Source organism: Candidatus Neomarinimicrobiota bacterium (assembly GCA_022560655.1).
Taxonomy (GTDB): Bacteria; Fidelibacterota; Marinisomatia; order SCGC-AAA003-L08; family TS1B11; genus JADFSS01.
Genome location: JADFSS010000001.1, coordinates 53,042 through 78,419, shown reverse-complemented (window position 1 = coordinate 78,419; position 25,378 = coordinate 53,042). Strand labels below are relative to the sequence as shown.

30 protein-coding genes are annotated in these 25,378 nt (G+C 59.8%); 28 read left to right on the top strand and 2 right to left on the bottom strand.

From position 1 onward, the window contains the following. Nucleotides 1-3: 3 nt before the first annotated feature. From IH971_00365 to IH971_00345, 5 genes are all read left to right on the top strand, one after another. The gene (locus IH971_00365) at nucleotides 4-309 is read left to right on the top strand and encodes an integration host factor subunit beta (GenBank protein MCH7496291.1); all 306 of its coding nucleotides are present in this window, start codon (nucleotides 4-6) and stop codon (nucleotides 307-309) included. 171 nt (nucleotides 310-480) lie between these two features. Then, nucleotides 481-1,353, top strand: a complete 873-nt coding sequence (locus IH971_00360; GenBank protein MCH7496290.1) for a hypothetical protein — start codon at nucleotides 481-483, stop codon at nucleotides 1,351-1,353. Next, nucleotides 1,353-2,570 (top strand): exodeoxyribonuclease VII large subunit, encoded by a 1,218-nt coding sequence (gene xseA / locus IH971_00355; GenBank protein MCH7496289.1) that lies wholly within the window; start codon nucleotides 1,353-1,355, stop codon nucleotides 2,568-2,570. Before IH971_00360 ends, xseA begins: the two co-directional genes overlap by 1 nt. After that, nucleotides 2,570-2,824: an exodeoxyribonuclease VII small subunit gene (gene xseB, locus IH971_00350; GenBank protein MCH7496288.1), complete on the top strand. Its 255-nt coding sequence runs from the start codon at nucleotides 2,570-2,572 to the stop codon at nucleotides 2,822-2,824. Before xseA ends, xseB begins: the two co-directional genes overlap by 1 nt. Further along, the gene (locus tag IH971_00345; GenBank protein ID MCH7496287.1) at nucleotides 2,821-3,702 is read left to right on the top strand and encodes an NAD(+)/NADH kinase; all 882 of its coding nucleotides are present in this window, start codon (nucleotides 2,821-2,823) and stop codon (nucleotides 3,700-3,702) included. The genes xseB and IH971_00345 overlap by 4 nt, the downstream gene beginning before the upstream one ends. An 18-nt stretch (nucleotides 3,703-3,720) precedes the next feature. Here the strand turns inward: IH971_00345 and IH971_00340 are convergent, their stop codons facing one another. Both IH971_00340 and IH971_00335 read right to left on the bottom strand, forming a co-directional pair. Then, entirely contained in the window at nucleotides 3,721-4,119 is a 399-nt protein-coding gene (locus IH971_00340) for a CoA-binding protein (GenBank protein ID MCH7496286.1), read from the bottom strand. A gap of 51 nt (nucleotides 4,120-4,170) precedes the next feature. Further along, the gene (locus IH971_00335; protein MCH7496285.1) at nucleotides 4,171-5,073 is read right to left on the bottom strand and encodes a proline dehydrogenase family protein; all 903 of its coding nucleotides are present in this window, start codon (nucleotides 5,071-5,073) and stop codon (nucleotides 4,171-4,173) included. A 185-nt stretch (nucleotides 5,074-5,258) separates the two neighbouring features. Here IH971_00335 and ndhC point away from each other — a divergent pair, with 185 nt between their 5' ends. The 23 genes from ndhC to nuoK (IH971_00220) all read left to right on the top strand — a co-directional run bounded on the left by ndhC (nucleotide 5,259) and on the right by nuoK (IH971_00220) (nucleotide 25,373). Beyond that, complete coding sequence (ndhC, locus tag IH971_00330) at nucleotides 5,259-5,672, top strand: NADH-quinone oxidoreductase subunit A (protein ID MCH7496284.1); 414 nt, start codon at nucleotides 5,259-5,261, stop codon at nucleotides 5,670-5,672. A 52-nt stretch (nucleotides 5,673-5,724) separates the two neighbouring features. Beyond that, on the top strand, nucleotides 5,725-6,219 hold the full coding sequence (locus tag IH971_00325) for an NADH-quinone oxidoreductase subunit B (GenBank protein ID MCH7496283.1): 495 nt from the start codon (nucleotides 5,725-5,727) through the stop codon (nucleotides 6,217-6,219). 20 nt (nucleotides 6,220-6,239) lie between these two features. Further along, nucleotides 6,240-6,731 carry an NADH-quinone oxidoreductase subunit C gene (locus IH971_00320; GenBank protein ID MCH7496282.1) on the top strand — a complete coding sequence of 164 codons (492 nt, stop codon included), beginning with the start codon at nucleotides 6,240-6,242 and terminating at the stop codon, nucleotides 6,729-6,731. Continuing rightward, on the top strand, nucleotides 6,728-7,879 hold the full coding sequence (locus IH971_00315) for an NADH-quinone oxidoreductase subunit D (GenBank protein ID MCH7496281.1): 1,152 nt from the start codon (nucleotides 6,728-6,730) through the stop codon (nucleotides 7,877-7,879). Before IH971_00320 ends, IH971_00315 begins: the two co-directional genes overlap by 4 nt. Next, entirely contained in the window at nucleotides 7,876-9,000 is a 1,125-nt protein-coding gene (gene nuoH / locus IH971_00310; GenBank protein MCH7496280.1) for an NADH-quinone oxidoreductase subunit NuoH, read from the top strand. The genes IH971_00315 and nuoH (IH971_00310) overlap by 4 nt, the downstream gene beginning before the upstream one ends. Before the next feature lie 19 nt (nucleotides 9,001-9,019). Beyond that, the gene (locus IH971_00305; GenBank protein ID MCH7496279.1) at nucleotides 9,020-10,279 is read left to right on the top strand and encodes a 4Fe-4S binding protein; all 1,260 of its coding nucleotides are present in this window, start codon (nucleotides 9,020-9,022) and stop codon (nucleotides 10,277-10,279) included. Between the two features lie 6 nt (nucleotides 10,280-10,285). Further along, nucleotides 10,286-10,780 carry an NADH-quinone oxidoreductase subunit J gene (locus IH971_00300; protein MCH7496278.1) on the top strand — a complete coding sequence of 165 codons (495 nt, stop codon included), beginning with the start codon at nucleotides 10,286-10,288 and terminating at the stop codon, nucleotides 10,778-10,780. Continuing rightward, nucleotides 10,773-11,084, top strand: a complete 312-nt coding sequence (nuoK, locus tag IH971_00295) for an NADH-quinone oxidoreductase subunit NuoK (protein ID MCH7496277.1) — start codon at nucleotides 10,773-10,775, stop codon at nucleotides 11,082-11,084. The genes IH971_00300 and nuoK (IH971_00295) overlap by 8 nt, the downstream gene beginning before the upstream one ends. Before the next feature lie 2 nt (nucleotides 11,085-11,086). Beyond that, on the top strand, nucleotides 11,087-13,165 hold the full coding sequence (gene nuoL, locus IH971_00290) for an NADH-quinone oxidoreductase subunit L (protein MCH7496276.1): 2,079 nt from the start codon (nucleotides 11,087-11,089) through the stop codon (nucleotides 13,163-13,165). Nucleotides 13,166-13,228: 63 nt separating this feature from the next. After that, nucleotides 13,229-14,785 carry an NADH-quinone oxidoreductase subunit M gene (locus tag IH971_00285; protein MCH7496275.1) on the top strand — a complete coding sequence of 519 codons (1,557 nt, stop codon included), beginning with the start codon at nucleotides 13,229-13,231 and terminating at the stop codon, nucleotides 14,783-14,785. Between the two features lie 52 nt (nucleotides 14,786-14,837). Next, the gene (locus IH971_00280) at nucleotides 14,838-16,328 is read left to right on the top strand and encodes an NADH-quinone oxidoreductase subunit N (protein ID MCH7496274.1); all 1,491 of its coding nucleotides are present in this window, start codon (nucleotides 14,838-14,840) and stop codon (nucleotides 16,326-16,328) included. Between the two features lie 28 nt (nucleotides 16,329-16,356). Then, nucleotides 16,357-16,866, top strand: a complete 510-nt coding sequence (locus tag IH971_00275; protein MCH7496273.1) for an acyl-CoA thioesterase — start codon at nucleotides 16,357-16,359, stop codon at nucleotides 16,864-16,866. Between the two features lie 22 nt (nucleotides 16,867-16,888). Continuing rightward, the gene (locus tag IH971_00270; protein MCH7496272.1) at nucleotides 16,889-17,254 is read left to right on the top strand and encodes an NADH-quinone oxidoreductase subunit A; all 366 of its coding nucleotides are present in this window, start codon (nucleotides 16,889-16,891) and stop codon (nucleotides 17,252-17,254) included. Next, the gene (locus IH971_00265; GenBank protein ID MCH7496271.1) at nucleotides 17,245-17,748 is read left to right on the top strand and encodes an NADH-quinone oxidoreductase subunit B; all 504 of its coding nucleotides are present in this window, start codon (nucleotides 17,245-17,247) and stop codon (nucleotides 17,746-17,748) included. Before IH971_00270 ends, IH971_00265 begins: the two co-directional genes overlap by 10 nt. 4 nt (nucleotides 17,749-17,752) lie before the next feature. Then, nucleotides 17,753-18,292, top strand: coding sequence for an NADH-quinone oxidoreductase subunit C (locus IH971_00260; GenBank protein ID MCH7496270.1), 540 nt, complete (start codon nucleotides 17,753-17,755; stop codon nucleotides 18,290-18,292). Further along, complete coding sequence (nuoD, locus tag IH971_00255; protein ID MCH7496269.1) at nucleotides 18,289-19,488, top strand: NADH dehydrogenase (quinone) subunit D; 1,200 nt, start codon at nucleotides 18,289-18,291, stop codon at nucleotides 19,486-19,488. Before IH971_00260 ends, nuoD begins: the two co-directional genes overlap by 4 nt. Beyond that, nucleotides 19,485-19,958, top strand: a complete 474-nt coding sequence (locus tag IH971_00250; GenBank protein MCH7496268.1) for an NAD(P)H-dependent oxidoreductase subunit E — start codon at nucleotides 19,485-19,487, stop codon at nucleotides 19,956-19,958. The genes nuoD and IH971_00250 overlap by 4 nt, the downstream gene beginning before the upstream one ends. Continuing rightward, nucleotides 19,955-21,289 carry an NADH-quinone oxidoreductase subunit NuoF gene (gene nuoF / locus IH971_00245; protein ID MCH7496267.1) on the top strand — a complete coding sequence of 445 codons (1,335 nt, stop codon included), beginning with the start codon at nucleotides 19,955-19,957 and terminating at the stop codon, nucleotides 21,287-21,289. The genes IH971_00250 and nuoF overlap by 4 nt, the downstream gene beginning before the upstream one ends. Beyond that, nucleotides 21,276-22,871, top strand: a complete 1,596-nt coding sequence (locus IH971_00240) for a molybdopterin-dependent oxidoreductase (protein ID MCH7496266.1) — start codon at nucleotides 21,276-21,278, stop codon at nucleotides 22,869-22,871. Before nuoF ends, IH971_00240 begins: the two co-directional genes overlap by 14 nt. Continuing rightward, on the top strand, nucleotides 22,871-23,893 hold the full coding sequence (gene nuoH / locus IH971_00235; GenBank protein MCH7496265.1) for an NADH-quinone oxidoreductase subunit NuoH: 1,023 nt from the start codon (nucleotides 22,871-22,873) through the stop codon (nucleotides 23,891-23,893). The genes IH971_00240 and nuoH (IH971_00235) overlap by 1 nt, the downstream gene beginning before the upstream one ends. A 26-nt stretch (nucleotides 23,894-23,919) precedes the next feature. Continuing rightward, a complete protein-coding gene (locus IH971_00230) occupies nucleotides 23,920-24,471 on the top strand; it encodes an NADH-quinone oxidoreductase subunit I (GenBank protein ID MCH7496264.1) in 552 nt (183 codons plus the stop codon). Nucleotides 24,472-24,561: 90 nt separating this feature from the next. Next, nucleotides 24,562-25,065, top strand: a complete 504-nt coding sequence (locus tag IH971_00225) for an NADH-quinone oxidoreductase subunit J (GenBank protein MCH7496263.1) — start codon at nucleotides 24,562-24,564, stop codon at nucleotides 25,063-25,065. Between the two features lie 2 nt (nucleotides 25,066-25,067). After that, nucleotides 25,068-25,373 (top strand): NADH-quinone oxidoreductase subunit NuoK, encoded by a 306-nt coding sequence (gene nuoK, locus IH971_00220; protein ID MCH7496262.1) that lies wholly within the window; start codon nucleotides 25,068-25,070, stop codon nucleotides 25,371-25,373. Nucleotides 25,374-25,378 lie beyond the last annotated feature (5 nt).

Here is a 25,378-nt window from a genome sequence, read left to right as displayed (position 1 = left end):
GGGTTGACCAAGAGCGAGCTCGTTCATTATCTGGCGCAGCGCAGTGGCCTGACGAAGGTGGAAACCGAAACCATTGTGGACGGCCTCCTGGGTACGGTTCAGGAAGCCCTCATGATGGGTAAGAAAGTTGAGTTGCGGGGCTTTGGTACCTTTCAGGTGCGGGTTCGCCAGCCCCGGGAAGCGCGCAATCCTGCCACACAGGAAAAGCTCCTGCTAGAGCGGCGCTGGGTGCCGGTGTTCAAGGCTTCAAAATCATTGCGAACCGCCGTGGACCGGGCGCTTGCGCCCGCCGCGGCATCATCAGAATGACCTGCTTATCATGACCTATTTGAAAGAGGACTAATTATGCCCTGTGGACGCAAACGAAAGCGCCGCAAGATCAATACCCACAAGCGCAAGAAACGGCTGCGTGCCAATCGCCACAAGAAGAAACTGCGCTAAACCCAGGACGTTCTGAGCAGTAAGGAGGGGCTTCGGTCGTTGAAACGGTCCGTCCCGTGTGCCGTTCTACTTTGGGCGCTGTCGGCAACCATCCTCTGGGGCTGGGGCAACGAGGCGCACAAGTTGGTCAATGGCCACGCCGTGGATATCACTCCCGGCCCGCTGGGTGTGTACTTGCGGGCCCACCGCGAGGAAATCGTGGCGTGGGCTGTTGCCGCGGATGACCGCAAGACCGAGGACCCTGCCGAAAGGCACAAGCACTACATCGACTTCGAACTGTTTGAAGATCCGCCCACCCCAGCCATCCCCCTCGACCGCAGCATGGCCGAGGCGCGCTATACCGCTGCTGGCATGGTCAAGGGCGGCACCCTTTTGTGGGTTTTGCCCGAGGTGGTGCTGTCCCTTCGGGATGCCATGGCGGCCGGCGATTGGGATCGTGCGTTGGCGCAGGCCGCTGACCTGGGACATTACCTGGCCGATGGCCACCAGCCTTTGCATACGACCGTAAATTACGATGGGCAGGAGACCGGCAACCGGGGTGTACACTACATGTTTGAATCCGTCATGACGGATCGTCACTTGGATGAATATCTGCGGCCGAGTGCTCCGCTGCCGGCCATCGACAACGTGCCGGCCGACATTTTTGCCTGGCTCATGGAAAGTTTCGCCCAGGTGGAGACGATCATCGCAGGCGATCTGGCTGCCCGTGCCGAGCTGTCGTCCGAGCTGCAAGAGTTGGTAGCCCAGGGATACGACGCGGACGTGGAGGCGATTCCCGCTGTCTATTTCGAGCGGCTTTATCAAGCGACGGGAGCCCTGGCCAAGGCGCGTCTGAAGCAGGCATCTATCAGACTGGCGGCCCTGTGGCTGTGGGCCTGGTCAGAGGCTGGTAGCCCGGCTCCTCCCGGCTGATGAGCCCTTCCGGCCCACTCGATGTGCTGTCGATCTCGCAGCTGAACCGGCGGGCCAAACAGCTCCTGGAAACCCAGTTCAGCCCGGTCTGGGTGGAAGGTGAGATCTCCAACTTTACGCACCACTCCTCCGGGCACATGTACCTTACCCTTAAGGACGACCGGTCCGAGCTGGCCGCGGTGATGTTTGCATCGCGTAATGCTGCTCTGACATTTCGCCCAGGGGAAGGGCAGAAGGTGGTGGCCCGGGGCAGCCTCACCATTTACGAGCTGCGCGGGCAATACCAGCTCGTGGTGGAGAACCTCTACGCATCCGGGGCGGGCGAACTGTGGATGGCCCTCGAGGCGCTCAAGAGTCGGCTCCAGGAAGAGGGGCTGTTCGACCCTGAACGCAAACAACCCCTGCCCAGCTTCCCCCGCCGCATCGGGGTGGTAACCTCACCGACGGGCGCCGCCATCCGGGACATCATGCAGGTGGTGGCCAGCCGCGCGCCCCAGATCGTACTCATTGTGCGCCCGACCCTGGTCCAGGGCGTCGGCGCCAAGGAAGATATTGCCGCGGCAGTGGCGGAGTTCGACGCCTACGGCGAGGTGGACCTGGTGATCATTGCCCGGGGCGGAGGATCGCTGGAAGATCTGTGGGCCTTCAATGAGGAGCAGGTAGCCCGGGCGGTAGCGGCCTGCACCTTGCCGACCCTGTCGGCGGTAGGGCACGAGTCAGATGTCACCATTTGCGACCTGGTAGCAGACAGCCGTGCGCCCACCCCTTCCGCGGCGGCGGCCCTGGCCGTGGGCGACAGGGAGGCCTACAGCCAATATCTGGATGAACAGGTCTCGGCGCTGGAACGGATCCTGCTCCGGCGACTCAAAGACTCCCAGGGGCGGCTGGATCAGCTGCGGGAGCGTTATGCCTTTCGCCAGCCCATTGACTTGCTCACCCGCTACCAGCTGCAGCTCCAGCAGCTGGCCGGGAGCCTCGGCCTGGGCGTTCGCCGCATTGTGACGGACAAGTCCCAAGGCCTGGCTGTAGCCCGGGCCGGGCTCATGGCACTGAACCCTAAGCAGGTGCTTGAACGGGGCTATGTGATCGTTACCGATGACCAGGCCGGCAAACCTGTAACGCGACGGATGCAATTGAGCCCCCGCCAGGCGCTTACCCTCCATCTGGCCGATGGCACCGCCGGTGTAACCGTGACCCGCTTGGACGAGGCCAGCTGATGGCGGCTAAACAGTCAGCTGAAACTTTTGAGGAGGCACTGGAGCGGCTGGGCGAGATTGTGGGCCAGCTGGAATCCGAGTCGGTCAGCCTGGAGAGGTCGCTGGAACTGTTTGCTGAGGGTAGGCGGCTGGCCGAGTACTGCCAGAGCCAGCTGAGCGAAGCAGAAGAGAAGGTCAAGACCCTGCTGAAAACGGCATCGGGGTTTGAGGAGCGGATCGGGTTGGATCCTGGTCCCAGCGGGGAATCCGGATGAAAACGCTGGGCATTATCGCTAATTACCGGAAGCCCGACCTTTGGATCCTCCTGCCCGAGCTGGTGGACTGGTTGCTGGAAAGAGGTAAGTCGGTGGCCATAACGGATCGTCTGGTGGGTAGCAAATACCAGCCGCCCGATGCGGTTAAAGTCTACTCCACCGCTACCATTGCGCGGCATGTAGATGCCATGTTGTCCATTGGCGGAGACGGTACAATCCTGTCCACAGCCCGCATCATCGGCAAGGCGCCCGTGCCCATACTGGGTATCCATATGGGCGGGCTGGGGTTTCTGGCAGAGGTCCCTGCCGCCGACACTTTTACCGCTCTCACCGAGGTCCTGGCGGGAAACTACCGGTTGGAGGAGCGCATGGTGCTGGCGGTGGATTTGCAGCACGGCGGCAAGCTGGAGACCTACTACGCAGTCAATGACGTGGTGGTGGACCGGGGCAGTTCCCCACGGCTGCTCAGGACCCAGGTGGAGATAACCGGCCGCAAGCTCAACGAGTACGTGGCTGACGGGCTCATTGTGGCCACCCCCACCGGCTCGACGGCTTATTCGTTATCAGCCGGCGGTCCTATCGTGGTCCCTGGCCTGGAGGTGCTGACTATCACCCCCATTTGTCCCCATTCCCTCTCTGCGCGGCCCATTGTTGTGCCCAGTTCGGACCGGATCGTACTGCGGTTTCAGGAAGAGCAGGAGGGGGTGTCGGTGATACTTGACGGGCAGGTCAAGCTGGAGGTCGACAGTCAGGCCGTGGTCACCATCCGGCGGGCGAGCTGGAACATCAACATGCTTCAGCTGCCCAACAGTGATTACTTCCAGGTGCTGCGGGCAAAAATGGGCTGGTCAGGAGAAGCTCAGGGTACCCGCTCCTGATGGGGCCAACAGCTCCGGCTATGACCTCAGCCGGTGCTCGATCCTCATGCACCGGTCCTGAACTGCCAGCAGGCCAGCGGCCTCCGCGATGGCAACCGCCTCATCATTCACAATTCCCAACTGCAGCCAGAGCGCCTTGGCGCCGATGTCCACAGCCGCTTGGGCCACCTGTGGGGTATATTCGGGCCGACGGAACACATTGACCAGGTCAATGGGCTCGGGAATATCCCGCAGCGCAGGATAGGACTTCAAGCCCAGGATTTCGTCGTGGCCCGGGTTGACGGGGATAATGCGATAGCCGTGCGCCAGCAGGTAAAGGGAAACGGCGTTGGAGGGGCGCGCCATGTTGGGTGAAAGACCCACCACCGCGATTGTTTTCATGGCCAAGATACTTTCGATCACGCTATCGCCGGGCATAGGCTGGTCCTCTGGCATGGGCAGTTGAATCCGGGGCAGGGGGTAAACGCCTCACTTCCGTAAAAGGTTGCGCAAGATATAGCGGACCATTTTGGGGTTTTCCTGCAGGCGGCGAAGCGAGTAATCGTACCAGGTTTCCCCAAACGGGAGATAGACCCGCACCGTATATCCCTTCGTCAGGAGTGCCTCCAGTTTGCCCGCCATGGGAACGCCATACAGCACCTGAAATTCGAACCGGGAGGGGGGGATGTTCCGGCTGCGGATGTGCGCCTCCACAGCATCAATAAGTGCCCGGTCATGGGTGGCAATGGCCAGGTAGGCCCCCCCTTCAAAGCCCTGGTGGACCAGCGCCAAATAGTTGTCCCGGATGGCCTGTTCGTCCTGCAGGGCAACATCAGGTGATTCGAGGTAGATGCCCTTACACAGACGCACGTTCAGCTGCGGCGACATGAGCGCGGCCAGGTCGTCACGGCTGCGGTGGAGGTAGGCCTGCAGGACCGGTCCCACCCACGGGTAGCGCTGCAGGCAGTCACGGTAGAGCACCAGGGTATCATCAGTGCGGCGCGAGTCCTCCATGTCAAGCCGCATGAAATTATCCGTCGCGGCGGCGGCATCCAGGACTTGCGCAAGGTTCGCCTCGCCGATCTGAAAACCCAAATCTAGCCCCAGGTGGGTTGGCTTCAGCGAGACATTGGCGCGGAGTCCCCGCTCGGCGATGGAGTGATAGAGGTGCACGTAGGCAGCGGCCACTCCCGCCGCCTCGGATTCGTGTTGCACATGCTCGCCAAGGATATCAAGCGTCACCTCGAATCCCTGTCGGTTCAGGTCCTCTGTCACCACCAGCGCATCGTGCTCGGTTTCACCTGGGATATAGCGGCGGGCGAACAGGCCCACCAGTCTCTTGGGCAGGTAGGGCAGCGTTGCAACCAGCAGACTGTGCAGTCCCCAGGACATGGTCGGCGAATTTACCGACGGCAAAGCAGGGGTTCAACGGTTGCAGTCGCGCGACTGCGAGTCGGTTAGTGCGGGCAGCTGGAGGTCATTAGGTGCGGGGGGAATGCCTTGACTTGATTTTCGGGAATAGGGTAACTTTTCTACCTTGCTATTGGTGAGGATGCAATCCGAAAAGGGGACGAAAGTTGTATAGCGATTTTGCGCCGATACCGATTTTTGCCATCATTTCCGTACTCATGATTGCGGCTGGCCTGATTACGCAGCGGCTGGTGGCCCCGTTTAAGCCTGGTGCCCTGAAACAATCGCCCTACGAGTGTGGGGAAGAGGTCGAGGGCAGTGCATGGGTCCAGTTCAATATCCGTTTCTACGTCATCGCATTGATCTTTCTCATCTTCGACGTCGAGGTGGTGCTGCTGTTCCCCTGGGCCGTGGTGTTTAAGGAGCTTGGCCTGGTTGCCTTTGTGGAGATGCTGATTTTCCTGTTCGTCCTCACGGTGGGGCTGGTGGCGGTCTGGCGCCGCCGCGACCTTGATTGGGTAAAAATGGCCATCCCCTACGGTCGCGGGCGCTATTCGGAACTGTCCGAGCCCCAAAGCTAAGCGTCCTCGCTGTTGACCACCCCATGTTCATCCCTTTAAAAAGGTACACCTAATGGATGCCTCGCTCGTTCATCGCTTCGATCCGGATAACGTTCTCGTAGGACAGATCGACCAGCTGGTAAATTGGGCTCGAGCCGGATCGCAGTGGTATTTCCAGTTTGGCCTGGCCTGCTGCGCCATCGAGATGATGGCCGCTGCGGCGCCGCGCCACGATCTGGAGCGGTTTGGAGCCATGCCTCGGGCATCGCCCCGGCAGGCAGACACGATGATCGTGGCCGGCACCGTGACCATGAAAATGTCCACGCGCATCAAGCGGCTCTATGAGCAGATGGCTAACCCCAAATACGTTATTTCTATGGGTAGCTGTGCCAACAGCGGCGGCCCCTATTGGCAATACGGCTACCACGTCCTCAAAGGGGTCGATCTGATCATCCCGGTGGATGTATACGTGCCCGGCTGTCCGCCACGCCCAGAGGCGCTCATTCAGGGTCTGCTTGAGCTGCAGAAGCAGATCAAGTCGGACACCCCCCTCCGGAAGGTGGCGTGACCCCAAGGGTTGCCCACTAGATGGACTTCGCCGCTATCGTTGCAAAAGTGGCCGAGGCAAACCCGAAGGCACTGGTGCCGCTCGAGGATGAGGCCCGCCACATGCAGATCAAGGCCGAAAACTGGTTGGCGGTCGCCCAGCTGTTGAAAGCTGATGCGGCGTTACAGTTCGATTCGTTGATGTGCGTTTCCGGCTACGACAAGGGTCCCGACGAGTCGCTGGGTGTAGCCTACAATTTGCACTCCATGACCCATTTCCACACGCTGGAGGTACGCATCGAGGTGTCACGCGATGGCGGCAGCATCCCATCGGTGGCCCAGCTCTGGCGAACCGCAGACTGGCATGAGCGCGAGGCCTATGACCTTTTCGGCATCACTTTCGAGGGGCACCCCGACTTGCGGCGCATCCTGCTGCCGGAGGACTGGGAGAATTACCCCCTGAGAAAAGATTACGTGACGCAGGACTATTACCACGGCATCTCAGTGCCCAAAGACAAGCGCGGCTGGGAATGACGAATACTGATCAGCTGCCCAAAGGCTTCGGCGCCGTGGAAGGCGAAGAGATGATCCTGAACATGGGGCCCCAGCATCCCAGCACCCACGGGGTACTGCGCTTGCGCATTCGCACCGATGGCGAGATCGTCACCCACATCGAGCCCCACCTGGGCTACCTGCACCGCTGCTTTGAGAAGCACAGCGAAAACCTCTCCTACGAGCAGATTACCCCCTTCACCGACCGCTGCGATTACCTGGCCTCCATGAACAACAACCATGTCTACGCCATGGCCGTGGAGCGGCTCATGGGACTGGAGGTCTCTGACAAGGTGGAGATTATCCGGGTCATCATGGCCGAGCTCCAGCGCATTGCAAGCCACCTCATGGCGACGGGTACCTTCGGCCTGGATGTGGGCGGAATCACCCCCTTTACCTACACCTTCCGCGACCGTGAGCGCATCCTCGACCTCTTTGAGTACACCTGCGGCGCCAGGCTGCTATACAACTATATCTGGATCGGTGGTGTTTCACACGACCTGCCCCCCAACTTTGTGCAGTACACCGTTGAATTTCTGGACTACTTCCTGCCCCAGATAGACGAATACAACCGCCTGCTTACATACAACAAGATCTTTATCGAACGCACGGCTGACCTGGGTGTGTTGACACCGGAAGTAGCCATCAACTATGGCTGTACCGGACCCATGCTGCGCGCCTCTGGCGTCGATTGGGACCTACGCCGAAACGAGCCCTATTCCATCTACGACCGCTTCGATTTTGACGTCATCGTGGGCCATGGCGAGATGGGCACGGTGGGCGACTGCTGGGACCGCTACTTCGTTCGGATCCAGGAAATGCGTGAGAGCGCCAAGATTGTCCGCCAGGCGCTGGCCATGCTGCCCGCCGAAGGGGATGTACAAGCCGCTGTGCCCAAGAAAATTCGGCCTCCCAAAGGCGAAATCTATTTCCGGGCCGAAAATCCCCGGGGCGACCTGGGGTTCTACATCATCAGCGACGGCTCACCCAAGCCTTACCGGGTCAAGATGCGCTCACCTTGTTTCTGCAACCTTTCGGTCATCAATGAAATCTCCGCCGGCTGGATGATTTCTGACCTGGTGACCATTTTAGGCAGCATCGACATCGTCCTGGGCGAGGTAGACCGATGACCTCCTGGCTGGACTCCCTCACCAGGCTGGCTGGCCAGCTGCCCGGCATGCCGGAGGGCAACACCGGTCTGGCACTGGTCACTGCGGCGGTTGTCTTGGGCGTCGGGGTGTTCCTGTTTATGGCGGTCAACGCGCTGGTGGCTGTTTATGCTGAGCGCAAAATTTCGGCCTTTATGCAGGATCGCCTGGGCCCCATGGAGGTCGGGCTGTTTGGCTTCAAAGGGGGCAAACGCTTCTGGGGCGGCATTGGTCAAACCCTGGCGGATGCCCTCAAGCTGGTGCTGAAAGAAGACATCATTCCTGCTCAGGCCGACCGCAAACTGTTTATCCTGGGGCCGTTTATCCTGTTCGGCGCCGCCTTCCTGGCTTTCATCGGACTGCCCGTTGGTTACGGGCTGGTCATCTCGGACTTCAACATCGGCGTCTTCTACGTCACCGCCATCAGCTCGGTGGGCGTCATCGGCATCATACTGTCGGGCTGGGCCTCCAACAACAAGTGGTCGCTCTACGGCGCCATGCGTTCTGCCGCCCAGATTATCAGCTATGAACTGCCTGTGGGCATGTCTCTGCTGCTGGTGGTCATGGTGGCGGGTAGCCTGCAGTTCAGCGAGATCGTCCTCTGGCAGGAGCAGCATCGCTGGTTTCTGGTTCACAGCCCGTTTACCGTGGTGGCTTTTGTCATATTCTTGATCTCCGGCATCGCTGAGGTCAACCGCACGCCGTTCGATCTCCCCGAGGCCGAGTCCGAGCTGGTGGCCGGCTATATGACCGAATATTCCGGCTTCCGCTGGGCCATCTTCTTCCTGTCCGAGTACGCCAGTATGGTCATTATCTCGCTGATGGCCGCCATCGTTTTCCTGGGCGGCTGGCTCTCGCCGGTGGGGAGCCTGCTGCGCCTGGTGGGGGTTGGCAGCGGCTGGTACTTTCTGGAAGGTCCTCTGTGGGGTGTCTTCTGGGTATTTGCCAAGGTCGTCTTCCTGATATTCGTCATGATGTGGTTCCGCTGGACTTTCCCTCGCTTGCGGGTGGACCAACTCATGTACACCGCCTGGAAAGTGTTCATCCCCTTCGCGCTGGCCAATATCTTTTTCGTCGGGGTGTGGGAGCTGCTCTTCGCCTAGCGGCGGGGCCACCCGGTTCATGAGCGGCTATTTCGGCAATATCGGTTCCGCCGTGTCCTCCCTGTGGGATGGCATGCGTGTCACGCTGCATCACTTTATCGGCAAGAAGAGGCTCAACGCCACCCTCCAGTATCCCCATGAGCGCTGGCCCATCCCTGAACGGCACATCGGATTCGACCACGCCCAGTACAACGTCATTCGTTCCCGTCTGCACGTGGACATCGACGACTGCATCGGCTGTCTGCAGTGCGAACGCGTCTGCCCCGTGGACTGCATCAAGATTGAGACCCTGAAGGTCCCTAAGGAGACTGAGCTGGGAGCGGTGCCGGGAGCCACCCAGACCAGCGCCACCTCCAACGGCACGGCCAAGCGACTGCTGGTCACCCGGTTCGACATCGACATGGCGGAGTGCATGTACTGCAACCTGTGCGTCTATCCCTGCCCGGAGGAGTGCATCTACATGGTGGGCGGCCCCAACGAGGAAAAGCACCCCATTGACTACGAATATTCGCTCGCCAACCGGGATGGCCTGGTTTATCAGTTTGCCACCGCTACCGACGTGGAGGTCAGCGCGGTGGCCGACATGGCGGGCATGTCCAACCCCCGGCTCAAGCGCCAGGAGCGGCGTGACCAGTACCGTCAGCCCGCTGCCGCCCCCGCCGCCGCTGTGCCCGAACCGGACGGGGAGGCCAAGCCCGCCGCGGAGGCCGAGCCTACCGCTAAGCCCAAAGCCAAGCAGGCGCTCACTGAGCCCAAGATGGACCTGGCCCTGCTGGGGGCAATTGAGGACCGGGTTACGCGTGGTCTGGCCAAGAAAGCAGCCTTCGGAGCCGTCCGGGCCGGGAAGGCCGCTCCCGAGGTGGCCGAGCAGACCAAAGCCGCCCTGGATGCGGTGGGCAAGCTGACGCCGGCGGTGGCAACGGTGGTGGCGCAGCTGGCGGAGGCGATGATTCAGCAGCCCGGTGGTGCGGAACCGGTAGCGGCTGAGCCCGACGCACCCGCGGCCGAAGAAGTCGCCGCTGAACCCGCCGCGGAGGCTGCGCCGGCTGAGGAACCGGCCCCTTCCAAGGGCGCTGAACCGGGGGGCAAGCTCGATCTGTCAGTCCTGAACGGTATCCAGGACCGCGTGGCGCGGGGCAAGGCCAAATCCATCCTTAACAAAACTTTGCGCCAGGGAGGATCGGCCCGAGCTGCGGCGGCGGAGATCAAAGCTACCCTTGCCGACCTGGGCAAACTGGACAGCGAGACCGAAGCCGTCCTCGCCCAGCTGGAGGCTTAAGCCGGCGTGGGTGAATTGGCCTTCACCGGCGTGGCCGTGTTGGTGGTGGTCTCTGGCTTCTGGGTGGTGACCTCGCCCAATCTGGTGCACTCGGCTGTGGCGCTCATGGGTACCCTCTTTGGCGTTGCCGGCCTCTATGTATTCCTGTATGCCGACTTTCTGGCCGCCACCCAGGTGATCATCTATGTAGGAGGCATACTTGTCCTGATCATTTTTGGCGTCATGCTCACCAATCGCATCACCTCGCCGGTGTTGATCCAGACCAGCATGCCCAACAAGTTTATCGCCGGGGGGATCGTGTTTGTCATATTCATCGGGCTCTCGGCACTGCTTTTCCGGACGCCCTGGCACCAGGGGGAAATCGAGACCGTCGAGAGTACGGTGGGGAAGATCGGAACCAGCCTGTTGACAACCTACCTGCTCCACTTCGAGGTAGCCGGTATCCTGCTGCTGCTGGCCCTGCTGGGGGCGGCCTATCTTTCACGGCGCGAGCATGCATAGTCTCCAGTCCTACCTGTTCCTGAGCATGATCCTCTTCTGCCTCGGCCTCTATGCCGTCATGACCCGGCGTAACGGCGTGGCGGTGCTCATGGGCATCGAACTGATTCTCAACTCCGCCAACCTCAATTTTGTGGCCTTCAACCGCTTCGGTGCCCTGTCCGAAAACCTCCCGGGGCATATTTTTGCACTATTCGTCATTGTCATGGCGGCCTCGGAAGTCGCCGTGGCACTGGCCATCATCATTAATATGTACAAATCGTTTGGCACGGTCAACCTGGACGAAGCCCGCGAGATGAGAGGCTAGCCGTGGGCACCCCCAATGACACTCAGATTGCTCTGGCGATCCTCTTCCTGCCGTTGGCGTCCTTCGTACTGCAGATCTTCTTTGGGCGCCGGCTGGGTCCGCGGGGCGTCTGGATATCGGTGGTGGCCATATTCACCACCCTCGTGCTGTCCTTCGCCCTGCTTGCCAACGTGATCCTCAACCACCCCGAGCCCCACTATCCCTGGGTGGAATGGTTTTCACTGGGCTCCTTTGAGCTGCTGCTGGGCTTCCAAATGGACAATCTGACCATCGTCATGTTGACGGTGGTGGCCCTGATCTCCGCGGCCGTCCACCTGTATTCCGTGGCCTACATGAAGGGTGATGTGCGCTACACGCGCTACTTCGGCTACCTGGGCATCTTCACCTTCTCCATGAACGGCATCGTGTTGGCCCACAGCCTGATCATGATGTACATCTTCTGGGAGTTGGTGGGGCTCAGCTCCTACCTGCTCATCGGCCACTGGTTTGAGAAGGATGCAGCTGCGAGTGCCGGTAAGAAAGCGTTCCTTACCAACCGGGTGGGCGATATTGGTATGTTTATCGGCATTCTGCTGTTCTGGACGGCCACGGGCACCTTTACGTTTCAGGGACTGTACGACGCGGTCGATGTCGATGGCCTGAATCTTTTTGCAAGCCAGACGACCCTGCTTACGGTGGCCGGCATCTTGGTATTCATGGGTGCCGTGGCCAAGTCGGCCCAGTTCCCACTGCATATCTGGTTGCCCGACGCCATGGAAGGTCCCACCCCCGTCTCGGCGTTGATCCATGCGGCCACCATGGTGGCGGCGGGCGTTTACATGATGGTGCGCATGTTTCCATTGCTCACGCCCGATGCGCTCCTCTTCGTGGGCGTCATTGGCGCGATCACGGCCGTGCTGGGAGCCCTTATCGCCATCACGCAGTTTGACATCAAACGGGTCCTGGCCTATTCCACCGTCAGCCAGCTGGGCTACATGATCATGGCCATCGGCATGGGCGCCCAACAGGCCGCGTTTTTCCACCTCACGACCCATGCCATGTTCAAGGGCCTGCTGTTCCTCTGCTCCGGCTCGGTGATCTTCGCCATGCACCACGCCCTTCAGAAGGTGGATGACCATACCACCGATCCTCAGGACATGCGCAATATGGGCGGACTATGGAAGAAAATGCCCGTTACTTATATCACCATGATCATCGGCACGCTGGCCCTGTCGGGTATCCCGCTCTTTTCGGGCTTCCTGAGCAAGGATGCCATACTCGCCGGTACGCTGGCCTTTGCCCGGGATCACCACCAGTGGTGGGCAGTGCTCTTCCCCATAGCCGGATTTGGGGCCGCGGCGATCACGGCCTTTTATATGTTCCGCCTCATATTCATGACCTTTCATGGCCGCCCCACCAACGAGCAATCCTACAGCCATATACATGAATCGCCGGGACTCATGACGGTGCCACTCATCGTGTTGGCCCTGCTCAGCTTCCCGCTGTTTTTCACGTTTCCAACGGTGAATCCGCTCCAGGGGGAGGGCTGGCTCACCGATGTGATTCAACAGGAGGAGAACCTGACGGGACACGCCGAGCTGGGTGTGGAGCACCTGGAACAAGGCTTCCATGAGGCCCACGCCACCGCCGTCAACCTGTCTCTCAGCGTGGCTGGTGGTGGTATCGCCCTGGCCATTGTCCTCTACCTCTTCGCCTGGTTTGACCCCCGGGCCATTGCCCAGCGGCTGCGTCGCTTCGGGCTCTACCAGCTGTCTTTCTACAAGTTCTACTTTGATGAGATTTACGACACCCTGCTCTACCGGCCTTTTCTTTGGCTCACGGATGTCATCGCTGTACTGGACTGGAACCTGTGGGACCAGTGGTTTATCGATAGCTGGGGTCGCAATACAGTCAGGTTCGGCAACGCCTCGGGTTGGGTGGATTACACTTGGCTGGACCAGCTGGTGATTGACGGTTTTGGCCGGTTGACGCGAGGATTGGGAGCCACCGGTAGGAGAGTCCAGACGGGCCGCATCCAGAACTACCTCATGTGGGCCCTGGCCGGAGGGGCGATCATGTTTTTTATAGTAGCGAGTCTATAACCACATCATAGTTGGCCTGGCGCAGGGAACCATAAGGGAAATCTGAATAGAATGGATGCGTCTATCTTAACCCTGCTCGTCTTTGTACCCGTGGCGGGGGCAGTGGGCCTGCTGTTTGTGCCCCGCGCCCAGGCCGAGAGGATCAAGTGGATTGCCGCGGGTGTTGCCGGCTTACAGCTGCTCCTGGCCATTTGGCTGTGGGTCGCCTTCGAACCCGCCAGCGCCGCCATGCAGTTCGAGGTTCAGGCTGCCTGGATTCCCAGCTTTAACATCGAATACCACCTTGGCGTGGACGGTCTGTCCATGCCCCTGGTCTTCCTGACGGCGCTGTTGTCGCTGATTTCCATTGTCGCCAGTTGGAAAATCGACAAAAGCCCCAAGGGCTATTTCAGCCTGTTCCTGCTGTTGGACGCCGGCATGATGGGGGTTTTTGTGGCCCTCGATTTCTTCCTCTTTTACGTCTTCTGGGAAGTCATGCTGCTGCCCATGTACTTCCTCATCGGCATGTGGGGCGGCCCCCAACGAACCTACGCGGCCATCAAGTTCTTCCTGTTTACCCTTTTCGGATCGGTGCTGATGCTGCTGGCCATGCTGGCGCTCTACTTCTATTCCGAGCCTCACACTTTCAACCTGATGACCCTCATCGCCGAGGCGCCCAAGATTGATGCGCAGCTGTGGGGTTTGGATATCAAGTGGCTCATCTGGGTGGCCCTGTTTGTGGGATTTGCCATCAAGGTGCCCATCTTTCCCTTCCACACGTGGCTGCCGCTGGCCCATGTGGAGGCGCCCACGGCCGTCTCCGTGATTCTGGCCGGCGTCTTGCTGAAAATGGGCACCTATGGTTTGCTGCGCATCAGTTTTCCGTTGCTGCCGGGTGAGACCATCGGCTTCGCCTTCATGCTGGCGGTGCTGGCGGTGATCAACATCATCTGGGGAGCCGCCAACGCCATCGCGCAGACCGACCTGAAGCGCATGGTGGCTTACTCGTCCATCAGCCATATGGGCTTCGTACTGCTGGGTATGGCGGCGGTCGTAGGCCAAAACACGGCCGCTGCACAGGCGGGGATGAATGGTGCTGTCCTGCAAATGTTCAACCACGGCATCATCACCGCCATGCTGTTCCTGCTGGTGGGGGTAATCTATGATCGGGCCCACCACCGCTACATCGTCTATCCCAAGAATTATGAGGATGAGGCCCTGCGCGGCAAACTTGGGTTCGGAGGGTTGGCAGCCAACCTGCCCGTTTTCTCGGGCTTTGTAGCCTTGGCCTTCTTCGCCGGATTGGGATTGCCCGCGCTCTCAGCGTTCATCAGCGAGGTCATGTGCTTCATCGGCGGCTTCAGCGCTTTCCGCACCCTTACTATAATCGCCACGCTGGGAATCCTGTTGAACGCCACCTACTTCCTGCGGGCCTTCCAGCGAATATTCTTTGGTGAGCTCAATGAGAAATGGGCCGGTCTCAGCGACATGTCGCCCCGCGAGATCGGCCTCCTGGCGCCCCTGGCGGCTCTCGTGCTCTTCCTGGGCGTCTACCCACGTCCGGTCCTGGACGTGATATCGGCCACCATGAACCAGCTGGTGGCAACATTCGCTCCACTTTTGCAAATGGCTGTCCAGTAGGCGCCCGGTTTGTTGCTACGACCTTTGACCTGCGTCCAGTGAGGACCGGAGCGTGGATAACCTCCCAAGCCTGAGATATTTCCTTCCCGAGCTGGTCCTGACGGTCTTCATTGTCGTGACGGTGCTGGTCGATGTGTTTATCAGTCCGAGTCGCCGCAGCCGGGTCGTCTGGCTGCTGAGTCTGGGGGCGCTGGCGGTGGCGGCGGTGTTCCTGCTCTTTCAGGATGTTCCCGAGGAAGCCATATTCTACGGCGCGCTGGCTATTGATCCTTTCAGCCAGTTTTTCAAATGGCTTTTCCTGGTGGCAACCGCCGTTATCTACCTGGTCTCTCCCTACACGCGGGAGCTGGACAACAATCCCCGGCACGAGTACTACCTCTTCATCCTGGTGGTACTGTTCGGGATGTTTCTCATGGCTTCGGCCGTGGACCTGATCATCATCTATCTGTCCATCGAGATTGTAAGTATCGGCTCCTTTATTCTGGCAGGTTTCCTCAAGGACCGTCCCCTTTCCAGCGAATCCTCACTCAAGTATGTGATCTATGGCGCCTTTTCATCAGGGGTGATGCTCTACGGCCTCAGTCTGCTGTTCGGGATGGCTGGCTCCACCAACATCTTTGACGTCCAGGCCGCATTGTCCACTGTTCCTGAAAAGGCTCACCTGACGCTCACCGTTGCCTTGCTGATGATTATGGTGGGCTTCGGCTACAAGATTTCCATGGTGCCCTTCCACTTCTGGACGCCCGACGTGTACCAGGGCGCTCCCACCACAATTACCGCCTATTTGTCGGTGGCGCCCAAAGCCGCCGGCTTTGCCCTGGCGCTGCGGGTCCTGGGGATCGCCTTCGGTGCCAGTCCGGATCTCAACCTGGGGACCTGGCTGCCGGTGGAGGGACTGCAATTTGGCCTGTTCATGGCCGTGTTTGCAGCGGCCACGATGACGGTGGGAAACCTTCTGGCCCTGCAACAGGACAGCGTCAAACGGATGCTGGCCTACTCCAGCATTGCCCACGCCGGCTATATGCTCATGGCCGTGTCGATTCTCAATGCCAGCGCCGTCAAGGCCATCATGTTCTACCTGGTGGTCTATCTGTTTATGAACTTGGGAGCCTTCCTGGTGGCCATCTTTATTCACAACAGGTATGGCTACGACGAGATAGAGGAGTGGCGCGGACTGGGCTTCCAGGCCCCGCTGGTGGCCGTGGCCATGGGGATTTTCATGTTCAGCCTCACCGGCTTGCCGCCCACGGCCGGTTTTGTTGGCAAGATCTATCTCTTCGCCGTCTTGATAGAGGCGCAGAGATTCTGGTGGTTGGCGGTGGTGGGCGTGATCAACACCGTGATCTCGCTGTACTACTACATTCGGATTATCAAGGTCATGTTTCTGGACGGAGAGCCCACCTCCGAACGAATCTCCGATCATCCGGCGCTCACCGGCACCATCCTGGCGATGCTGGTGCCGACACTGCTTCTGGGCGTCTACTGGGTCCCCTTGCTGAACTTTGTACAGTCCTCCCTGGTCTTCTTCAACCGGGGTATGTGAGCCCGCCGCTGTCCAGCCTGGTGCTAGCATGGCACGCCCGGGAGTAACCCCGCCCGCGCCCCAATCCCCGGACCGACCCGCCGCCGAGTCCCAGGTGGAGATGAATGAATGGGTATTGCCCAATGACGCCAACGTGCTCGGAAACGTGCTCGGCGGCAAGGTGATGCACCTCATGGACATGTGCGCCGCTATGGCGGCCACGCGCCACTGCCGTAAAGTGGTGGTGACGGTTGGCGTGGATCACCTGAGTTTTCGCAACCCCGTCAAAGTTGGGGAATTGATGTCGCTGCGGGCGTCGGTAAATTACACCGATAGGACCTCCATGGAAGTGGGCGTGCGCGTTGACGCAGAGCAGCCCCTTACGGGCCTCCGGCGGCACACCAGCTCAGGCTATCTAACCTTTGTGGCCCTCGACGAGAAAGGGCGGCCCACTCAGGTGCCCAAAGTGGTGCCCGGTACGGAGGAGGAAAAGCGCCGGTACCGGGAGGCTAAACTGCGCCGCGAAAGGCGCGTCAGGGAGTTGAAGGCCACCACCTAGTGACCGAGAAGGCTGTAGCATCGTGCTGAGTGATTACGTTCCAATTGTATTTGTTTTCGTCCTGGCCGCCGGCATGGCTCTGGGCGGTCTCGGGCTGACCCATCTCATCGGGCCCAAAGTGAAGCTCAAGGAGAAGCTCATGCCCTACGAATCGGGACTGGATGCGGCCTCGCCCAACCGGTCGCGCTTGAGCGTGCGCTACTTTATCGTGGGTCTCGTGTTCATTATCTTTGATATCGAAGTTGTCTTTCTGTTCCCCTGGGCCGTGGTCTTCAGAGATTTGGTGGTCCACAGCCCGTTTATCCTATACGAAATGCTTTTCTTCATGGCGGTTCTGGTCATCGGGTTTGTCTACGTCTGGCGCAAGGGGGTCTTCGATTGGGAATAGAACAATCCGGCAAGGGTGAATGGGTCACCACTCGGCTGGACAATTTTGTCAACTGGGCGCGCAAGAACTCCCTTTGGCCCATGCCGTTCGGTACCGCCTGCTGCGGAATCGAGTTCATGTCGGCGATGACCTCGCGTCACGACATAGCGCGCTTCGGTGCGGAGGCCATCCGGTTCTCGCCGCGACAGTCCGACCTGCTGATCGTCGCGGGGCGCATCAGCATCAAAATGATGCCGGTCCTGACACGTATTTATGAGCAGATGCCCGAGCCCAAGTGGGTCATCTCCATGGGGGCCTGCGCCTCCAGCGGGGGCGTATTTGACACCTACAGCGTGATCCAGGGGATCGACCACTTCCTCCCCGTGGATGTCTACCTGCCCGGGTGTCCGCCACGGCCTGAGGCGGTGCTGGACGGGCTTATGCTGATCCAGCGGCTCATTGAGGGCGATTCACTCACCCATTACCAGCCGTCCGACGCCCCTGCGGAGACCTGAGCCCATGCTGCCCCAGGATCAGCTCAGCCATGTGCTCAAGGATAAATTCCCCGAATCCTTCCTGGAGCTCACCTCTTTTAGGGGCATGCTGACAGTCCATATAAAGGGCGCCGCTGTGCTGGAACTGTTGCGCACCCTCAAATCCGACCCCCGTTTCGCGTTTAACTTTCTGGCGGACGTCACTGCCGTGGACCATCTGGAGCTGGCCGGACACGCCCGCTATGCGGTCGTCTATCATCTGCTTAACCAGTACGAGGCGCGGCGCATCGTCGTGCGGGCCTGGGTGGAGGAGGAGCATCCCAGCCTCCCGTCGGCTGTATCCCTGTGGAAGACGGCGGACTGGCTGGAGCGGGAGGTTTACGATCTCTTCGGAATCGAGTTTGCCGGGCACCCCAACCTCGTGCGCATCATGAATCCTGATGACTTCATCCACCATCCACTGCGCAAAGACTATCCGCTGCAGGGCCGCGGAGAACGCGACAATTTTCCCGTCGTGGAGCGCTCCATTGGCAGCCGTTGGAAGGCGGGGAAAGCTTTCGAATGACGCTGGAAGCCCAGCAGCTCAGCACGGAAACCATGGTCCTGAACTTTGGCCCGTCGCACCCGTCCACCCACGGGACCCTGCGACTGCTGATGGAACTGGACGGCGAGCTGGTCACCAAGGTCACGCCCGAAATCGGCTACCTGCACTCAGGCTTTGAAAAGCTGGCCGAGCACCTGGACTACAACCAGTACGTCACCATAACCGATCGCATGCAGTATATCTCGCCCATGTGTAACAACGTGGCGTTCGCGCTGGCAGCCGAGAAGCTGCTGGACCTGGAAGTGCCGCCCCGTGCCCAGTACATCCGCGTATTTATGTGCGAGCTCTCGCGCATCGCGGATCACCTCCTGGCGATCGGCATGCAAGCGGTGGATATCGGGGCCTTCACAGTGTTCCTCTACGCCTTTCGTACAAGGGAAATGGTCTACGATCTGTTTGAGCAGGTCTGCGGGGCACGGCTGACCACCAGTTATACCCGGGTTGGAGGGTTGATGCGTGATGTGCCTCCGGAATTCGTTGCGGCCGCCGGCCAGCTTCTGGACGGGATTCCTGCCACCATCAAAGAGATCGACGGTCTACTCACCCATAACCGCATCTGGCTTGACCGTTCCCGTGGCATTGGAGTGATCAGCAAGGAGGATGCCATCTCCTATGGCCTCACCGGGCCTATCGCCCGCGCCGCCGGCGTGGATTACGACCTGCGCATCCAGGAGCCTTACTCCAGCTATGAGGATTTTGATTTTGACGTGATTGTTGGCCAGAATGGTGATGTCTACGACCGCTATCTCATGCGCCTTTACGAGGTCGACGAGAGCCTGAAAATTTGTCGCCAGGTTTTGGAGAAACTCCCCGCTGGACCCGTGAACGTGGATGCCGACAGCAAAGCCATCATCCCCCCGCGGAACGATATCTTTAACTCTATGGAGGCCCTCATTTACCATTTCATGATCACCATGGAAAATCGGGGTTTCACCCCACCGACGGGAGAAGTCTATGTCCCTACGGAGAGCCCCAACGGCGAGCTGGGCTACTTCATTGTGAGCGCCGGGAAACGTGAACCCTACCGTGTTCGCACCCGGCCACCCTCATTCATCAACTATTCCGCCTTCGAGACGATGATGCGGGGCATGATGGTGGCGGATGCCGTGGCGATTCTGGGCAGCCTGAATATCATCGCTGGCGAGCTGGACCGGTGAGTTTCGCCTTTACCCCGGAGCGCCAGAAGCGTTTCGATGCGCTGCTTAATCAGTATCCCGACAAGCGTTCCGTGGCGCTGCCGGCGCTGCACCTGGCACAGAGCCAGGAAGGCTATCTCTCCAGCGCTACCATCAAGGCCTTGGCGGCGGTGCTTGACATGGCTCCCGCTCTGCTGATGGATACCGTATCGTTCTACTCCTTGTTCTACACCCGTCCCCGGGGCAAGTACATGTTGCAGGTATGCCAAACCCTTTCCTGCAGCCTGGCCGGTGCCGATGATTTGGTGACCCATCTGTCCGGCAAACTGCACATCCAACCGGCGGAGACCACGCCCGACGGGCGCTACACGCTACGCACGGTGGAGTGCCTGGGTTCATGCGGTACGGCGCCGGTCGTGCAGATTAATGATGACTATTACGAAAAGGTCACCCGGGACAAGCTGGACCGCATTCTGGACAAGCTGACATGAACGTTTTCCAGCCCATTCTGACCAGGCACCTGGGAGAACCGGGATCCTATACGCTGGACTACTACCAGACCCACGAAGGTTACCGCGCCGCCCGCAAGGCTGTGCTGGAGATGAGCTCGGAAGAAATCATTGACGTGGTCAAAGGTTCGCAGCTACAGGGCCGCGGTGGGGCCGGCTTCCCCACAGGCGTGAAGTGGAGCTTCATCCCCAAGGACAATCCCAAGCCCAGGTACCTGATTCTCAATGCCGATGAGAGTGAACCAGGCACCTTCAAGGACCGCCTGCTCATCAATCACAACCCACACCAGATCATCGACGGGATGATTATTGCCAGCAAGGCTATCGATTGCCACCTGGCCTTCATTTACATCAGGGGGGAATTCGTCAAGGAGGCGCGCCTGCTGGAGACGGCCATCAACGAATGCCAGGTCAGCAATATTTTGGGCAAGGGCATATTCGGGAGCCAGTACAACCTGGACATCATTGTCCACCGCGGCGCCGGCGCCTATATCTGCGGTGAGGAGATGGCGCTCATCGAATCGTTGGAGGGCAAACGGGGCTGGCCGCGCATCAAGCCCCCCTTCCCGGCCGTCGAGGGCTATCTGCGCTGCCCTACGGTGGTCAACAACGTGGAGACTTTAGCCAATCTGCCACATATCATTGCCCACGGGGCCGATTGGTTTCGCGCCCTGGGTGCCACCCCCGATAGCCCGGGCCCCAAGCTCTACTGTCTCAGTGGGCACGTCCGCAAACCGGGCGTGGTAGAGCGTCCCATGGGCACCAGCCTGACCGAGTTAATCCACGAACATGGCGGTGGTCTCCCCCAGGGACGCCAGCTCAAGGCGGTCATCCCCGGCGGGAGTTCAGCACCGATTCTCACGGCCGCCGAGGCGCAGGATCTGCCCATGGACTTCCCCTCGGTGAAGGCTGCGGGAAGTATGCTTGGCTCAGCGGGTATCATCGTGCTGGATGAGACTGCCGACATGGTGCAGGTCTGCCTGAATGTGGCCCGCTTTTACGCCCACGAGTCGTGCGGGCAGTGCACGCCTTGCCGTGAAGGGACCACCTGGCTTACCCAGATTTTGCAGCGCCTGACCCAGGGCCAGGGGCGGGCCGAGGATATCGACCTGATTCTCTCGGTTGCTGACAATATCGGCGGGCTCATCGACTTTTCGCAGGGCAGTTTCGGCAAGACTATCTGCCCGTTCGGCGAGGCAGTGAGCTGGCCGGTGCGGGCGTTCGTTGAAAAGTTCCGTGACGAATTCGAAGCCTACCTGCCAGCTGATTCCCGGCAGGCTGTTGCCGGAGCGCTCACCAGTGCCACTGCTTAAGATTGACGAACACGAGCTGCAAGTCGCTGCCGGCACAAACGTATTGGCTGCGGCACTGGAAGCCGGCCTCGAGATTCCTTACTACTGCTACCATCCGGCTCTGTCGGTGGTAGGCAGCTGCAGAATGTGCATGGTGGAAATCGAGGGCTTGCCCAAGCTGCAAACCTCTTGTTCGACGCCGGTAGGGGAACTGCCTGAAGAAAAGAAAATTGATGGCCGCTTCGATATGGTGGTGCACACCAAGACAGAAAAAGCCTTAGCGGCCCGGAAACTGGTGCTGGAGTTCCTGCTGATCAACCATCCGCTGGACTGCCCCGTATGCGATCAGGCCGGCGAGTGCTTCCTCCAGGATTATGCCTTCAAACACGGCAGCGCCGTGAGCCGATTTGTCGAGGATAAGCGTATCCGGGCCGGAACGGAGCTGGGCGCTGGCGTGGTCATTAACTACAACCGGTGCATCATGTGCACCCGCTGTGTCCGTTTTACCCGGGAGGTCACCGGCACCGATGAACTGTATGTTGAGGAACGGGGCAACACCAGCAGGATTGCCGTGTTCGATGACGCGCCACTTTCCAACCTTCTGGCGGGCAACGTGGCCGACATCTGTCCGGTGGGTGCCCTGCTGCTCAAGGATTACATGCACACCACCCGCGTATGGCACCTGTCCAACACGCCCACGGTGTGCACGGAATGCACCTCCGGGTGCAGCATGACTGTCGATGCCGCCGGAGACCGTATTCATCGTATCGTCAGCCGGGAGAACGAGCAGGCCAACGGGCACTTTATCTGTGACATTGGGCGCTACGCATTTCATAAATATGAGGACGATCCCATCACAGCGCCCCAGCTGCGTGATGGTGAGCAGTGGTCGGAGATTAGCTGGGAGCAGGCCTACCAGCTGGTGGCAGACAAGATCGGCGAGCATGGAGGTCCTGAGGGCGTACGGGCTCTAGCGTCGGGAACTTTGCCCAACGAGAGCAATTTTCTGCTGGGCCAGCTGCTGCAGCGGCTCTCGGAGAAAAAGAATATCGCCCTTATTCCGGTGGAACGCGGCACGGAACAGGTGTTCCCCTCCGGCTTCCGCATCAGCGCAGACAGGGGCGGCAATCAGCGGGGGGTCCGGGACGTCGTTCCCAATTTGGCCGCAGGCCCGCGGTCACTGCTGCGGGACGTCGGGGTGCTACTGATCATGGACGCCGATGGCCGGGCAAAAATCACCAGCGACATGGACAAACTGCTCCGCGCAGCGGCCTTCAAGGTGGTCCTGGCCAGCAACGCATCTGCCGTAACGGATAGGGCTGACCTGGTCTTGCCTATTGCCGGACCCTATGAGCGGGAAGGCACCGTTACCAACGACCAAGGACTGGTGCAGTGGCTCCAGCCGGCCAGGCAGCTCCAGGGGGAGGCGCGGGCCGACTGGCTGGTGGTGGCCGAGCTGAGCCGCCTGCTCACCGGCGAGGGCAGTCTCTACACGTTTACCGGTGACGTAACCTGGAAGATTAATCACACCATCCCGGCCTACAGCCAGGCCACGCGCTTTAGACTGGGCCTGAAGGGCCAATTCGTGGGGAGCGGAGCCTGATGGACACGTTTGACGTGCTGGCAAGCTTGATTAAGGCGGTGGTGGTGTTTGGCGCTGTCATTACCTCTGTTATGGTCATGACCCTGGCCGAGCGGAAGATTTCAGGGTTCATGCAGTACCGCCACGGCCCCAATCGGGTCGGGCCGCGCGGGCTGTTGCAGCCGCTGGCCGATGGCGTGAAGTTCCTGTTCAAGGAAGACATCATCCCCAGCAATGCGATCAAGCCCATCTATCTGCTGGCGCCGGCCATTACCCTGATTCCGGCACTCATGACCTTCGCGATTATCCCATTTGGGGCGCCCCTGTATATCGGAGGACGCGAGGTGCTGTTGCAGGTGGCCAATATCAACATTGGCGTCCTTTACATCCTGGCGCTCACATCGGTGGGCGTGTACGGCATTGTGTTGGCGGGCTGGAGCTCCGGCAGCAAGTATCCCCTCATTGGTGGGTTGCGTGCATCAGCGCAGCTGATCAGCTACGAGCTCGCCATGGGTCTGGCCATCATCGGTGTGATCATGATCAGCGGCGGCCTCACTCTCAACGAAATTGTAGGCCACCAGCAGGACACCGGCTGGAATTTCTGGAAGCAGCCCTTGGCGACACTCGTATTTCTGGTGGCTATCTTCGCGGAAACCAACCGACTGCCCTTTGACCTCACCGAGGCGGAACAGGAGCTTGTAGGGGGCTATCACACGGAGTACTCCAGTTTCAAATTTGCCATGTTCATGCTCTCGGAATACGCCAACATGATCACGGCCTCCGCCTTCATGGTCTGCCTGTTCTTCGGCGGCTGGGACATTCCCTGGGTTGATGAGGGGGCCATGGGCGTTTGGGGTGCCGTTTTATCCGTCCTGGCTTTCAGTTTTAAGGTCGGTTTATTCCTGTTCCTCTATATCTGGGTGCGCTGGACCTTTCCACGATTCCGCTACGACCAGCTCATGCGTCTGGGGTGGATGGTCATGCTGCCCCTGGGGCTTCTGAACGTCCTGCTGGTTGGCCTATGGATGGCACTGACGGTATGAGGTCATAGCATGAACAGGCTCATCTGATGGCTACCGTGATTCGCACCTATGATCCCAAATTCTGGGACCGATTTTATATCCCGGCACTCGTCAAGGGCCTGCTGCTCACCTTCGGCAGGATGTTCAAACGCAGGGACACGATTCTCTACCCGGAGAAAAAGTACGTGCCCCCGGAGGGCTACCGCGGTCTGCATCGGCTGAACAAATACGAAGATGGCCGTATTAAATGCGTGGCCTGCGAGATGTGCGCCACGGCTTGCCCGGCGCATTGCATCCACATTGAACCCTCGGCCGCGCCCTGGGATGATGGCGCCGAGCGTTTTCCCATCCGGTTCGACATAGATTTGTCCCGTTGCATCTTCTGCGACTTCTGCGCGATTGCCTGCCCGGTGGACGCCATCGAGCTCACCGAGATATACGATTTCAACACCTACACCCGGGACAGCCTGGTGATCGACATGGAAGGTCTGTTGAGCGTCTACGATGTAACCCGGGCGGGGAATGTGTATGAGCGCCACAATCGCGGCGAACCGATCCAGCTGCCCCTGCTTAGAGACCCTCCGGTCCGGAACCCCTAGGCGACAGCCCATGGAATGGCCGCAGATGACTGACACCGGCGCGGCTAAGGTGGATTTGTCGGGCGCTGCCTCCATCATGGCGGACCTGCCGTGACCGCTGCCCTATTCTATCTCTTTGCTGTACAGCTGCTGGGGGCCAGTCTGTTCGTGGTCCTGAACCGCAACCCCATGTACAGTGTGGTGGCTCTGGTCTTCGCCTTCCTGAACCTGGCGGGTCTGTACTTCCTGCTGGGGGCAACCTTCATTGGGGCCTTGCAGGTACTGGTCTACGCCGGGGCCATCATGGTGCTGTTTCTATTCGTGGTGATGCTGTTGAATGTGGGTCCGGATGAGCGCCGTATCGGCTGGGTGCATCTTGATCGCTGGTGGTTTGGGCTGCTGGCACTGTTGTTCCTCGCACTTTTTCTAGTCCTTGCCGGCCAGGGTGTCAGTGCGCCTACAGCGGGTCCTTCACCGGCTACGACGCAGTCGGGCGGGGTCGCAGACGTGGCCGCGGTGCTGTTTTCCCGTTTCCTGTTGCCTTTCGAATTGGCGGCCCTGCTTCTGACGGTTGCCTTGGTGGGAACCGTGTTTCTGGCCAAGAGGCGCATCTGAGTATGGTGGTGCCGCTGTATCATATTGTGACCCTGGCGGGGCTGCTGTTTACCATCGGCATGCTGGGCGTGCTGTTCCGCCGCAACGCCATCATCGTATTCATGAGCGTGGAGATCATGCTCAATGCCGTCAACCTGGTCTTCATTGCATTTGCGCGCTATCACGGCAGTGTTGACGGCCAGGTTTTTGTCTTCTTCATCATGACGCTGGCCGCGGCTGAGGTGGCCGTGGGGCTGGCCATCATGATTTCGCTTTTCCGCAACCTGCAAACCACGGACATCTCCAGCTTCAACCTGATGAAGAATTGACGGTG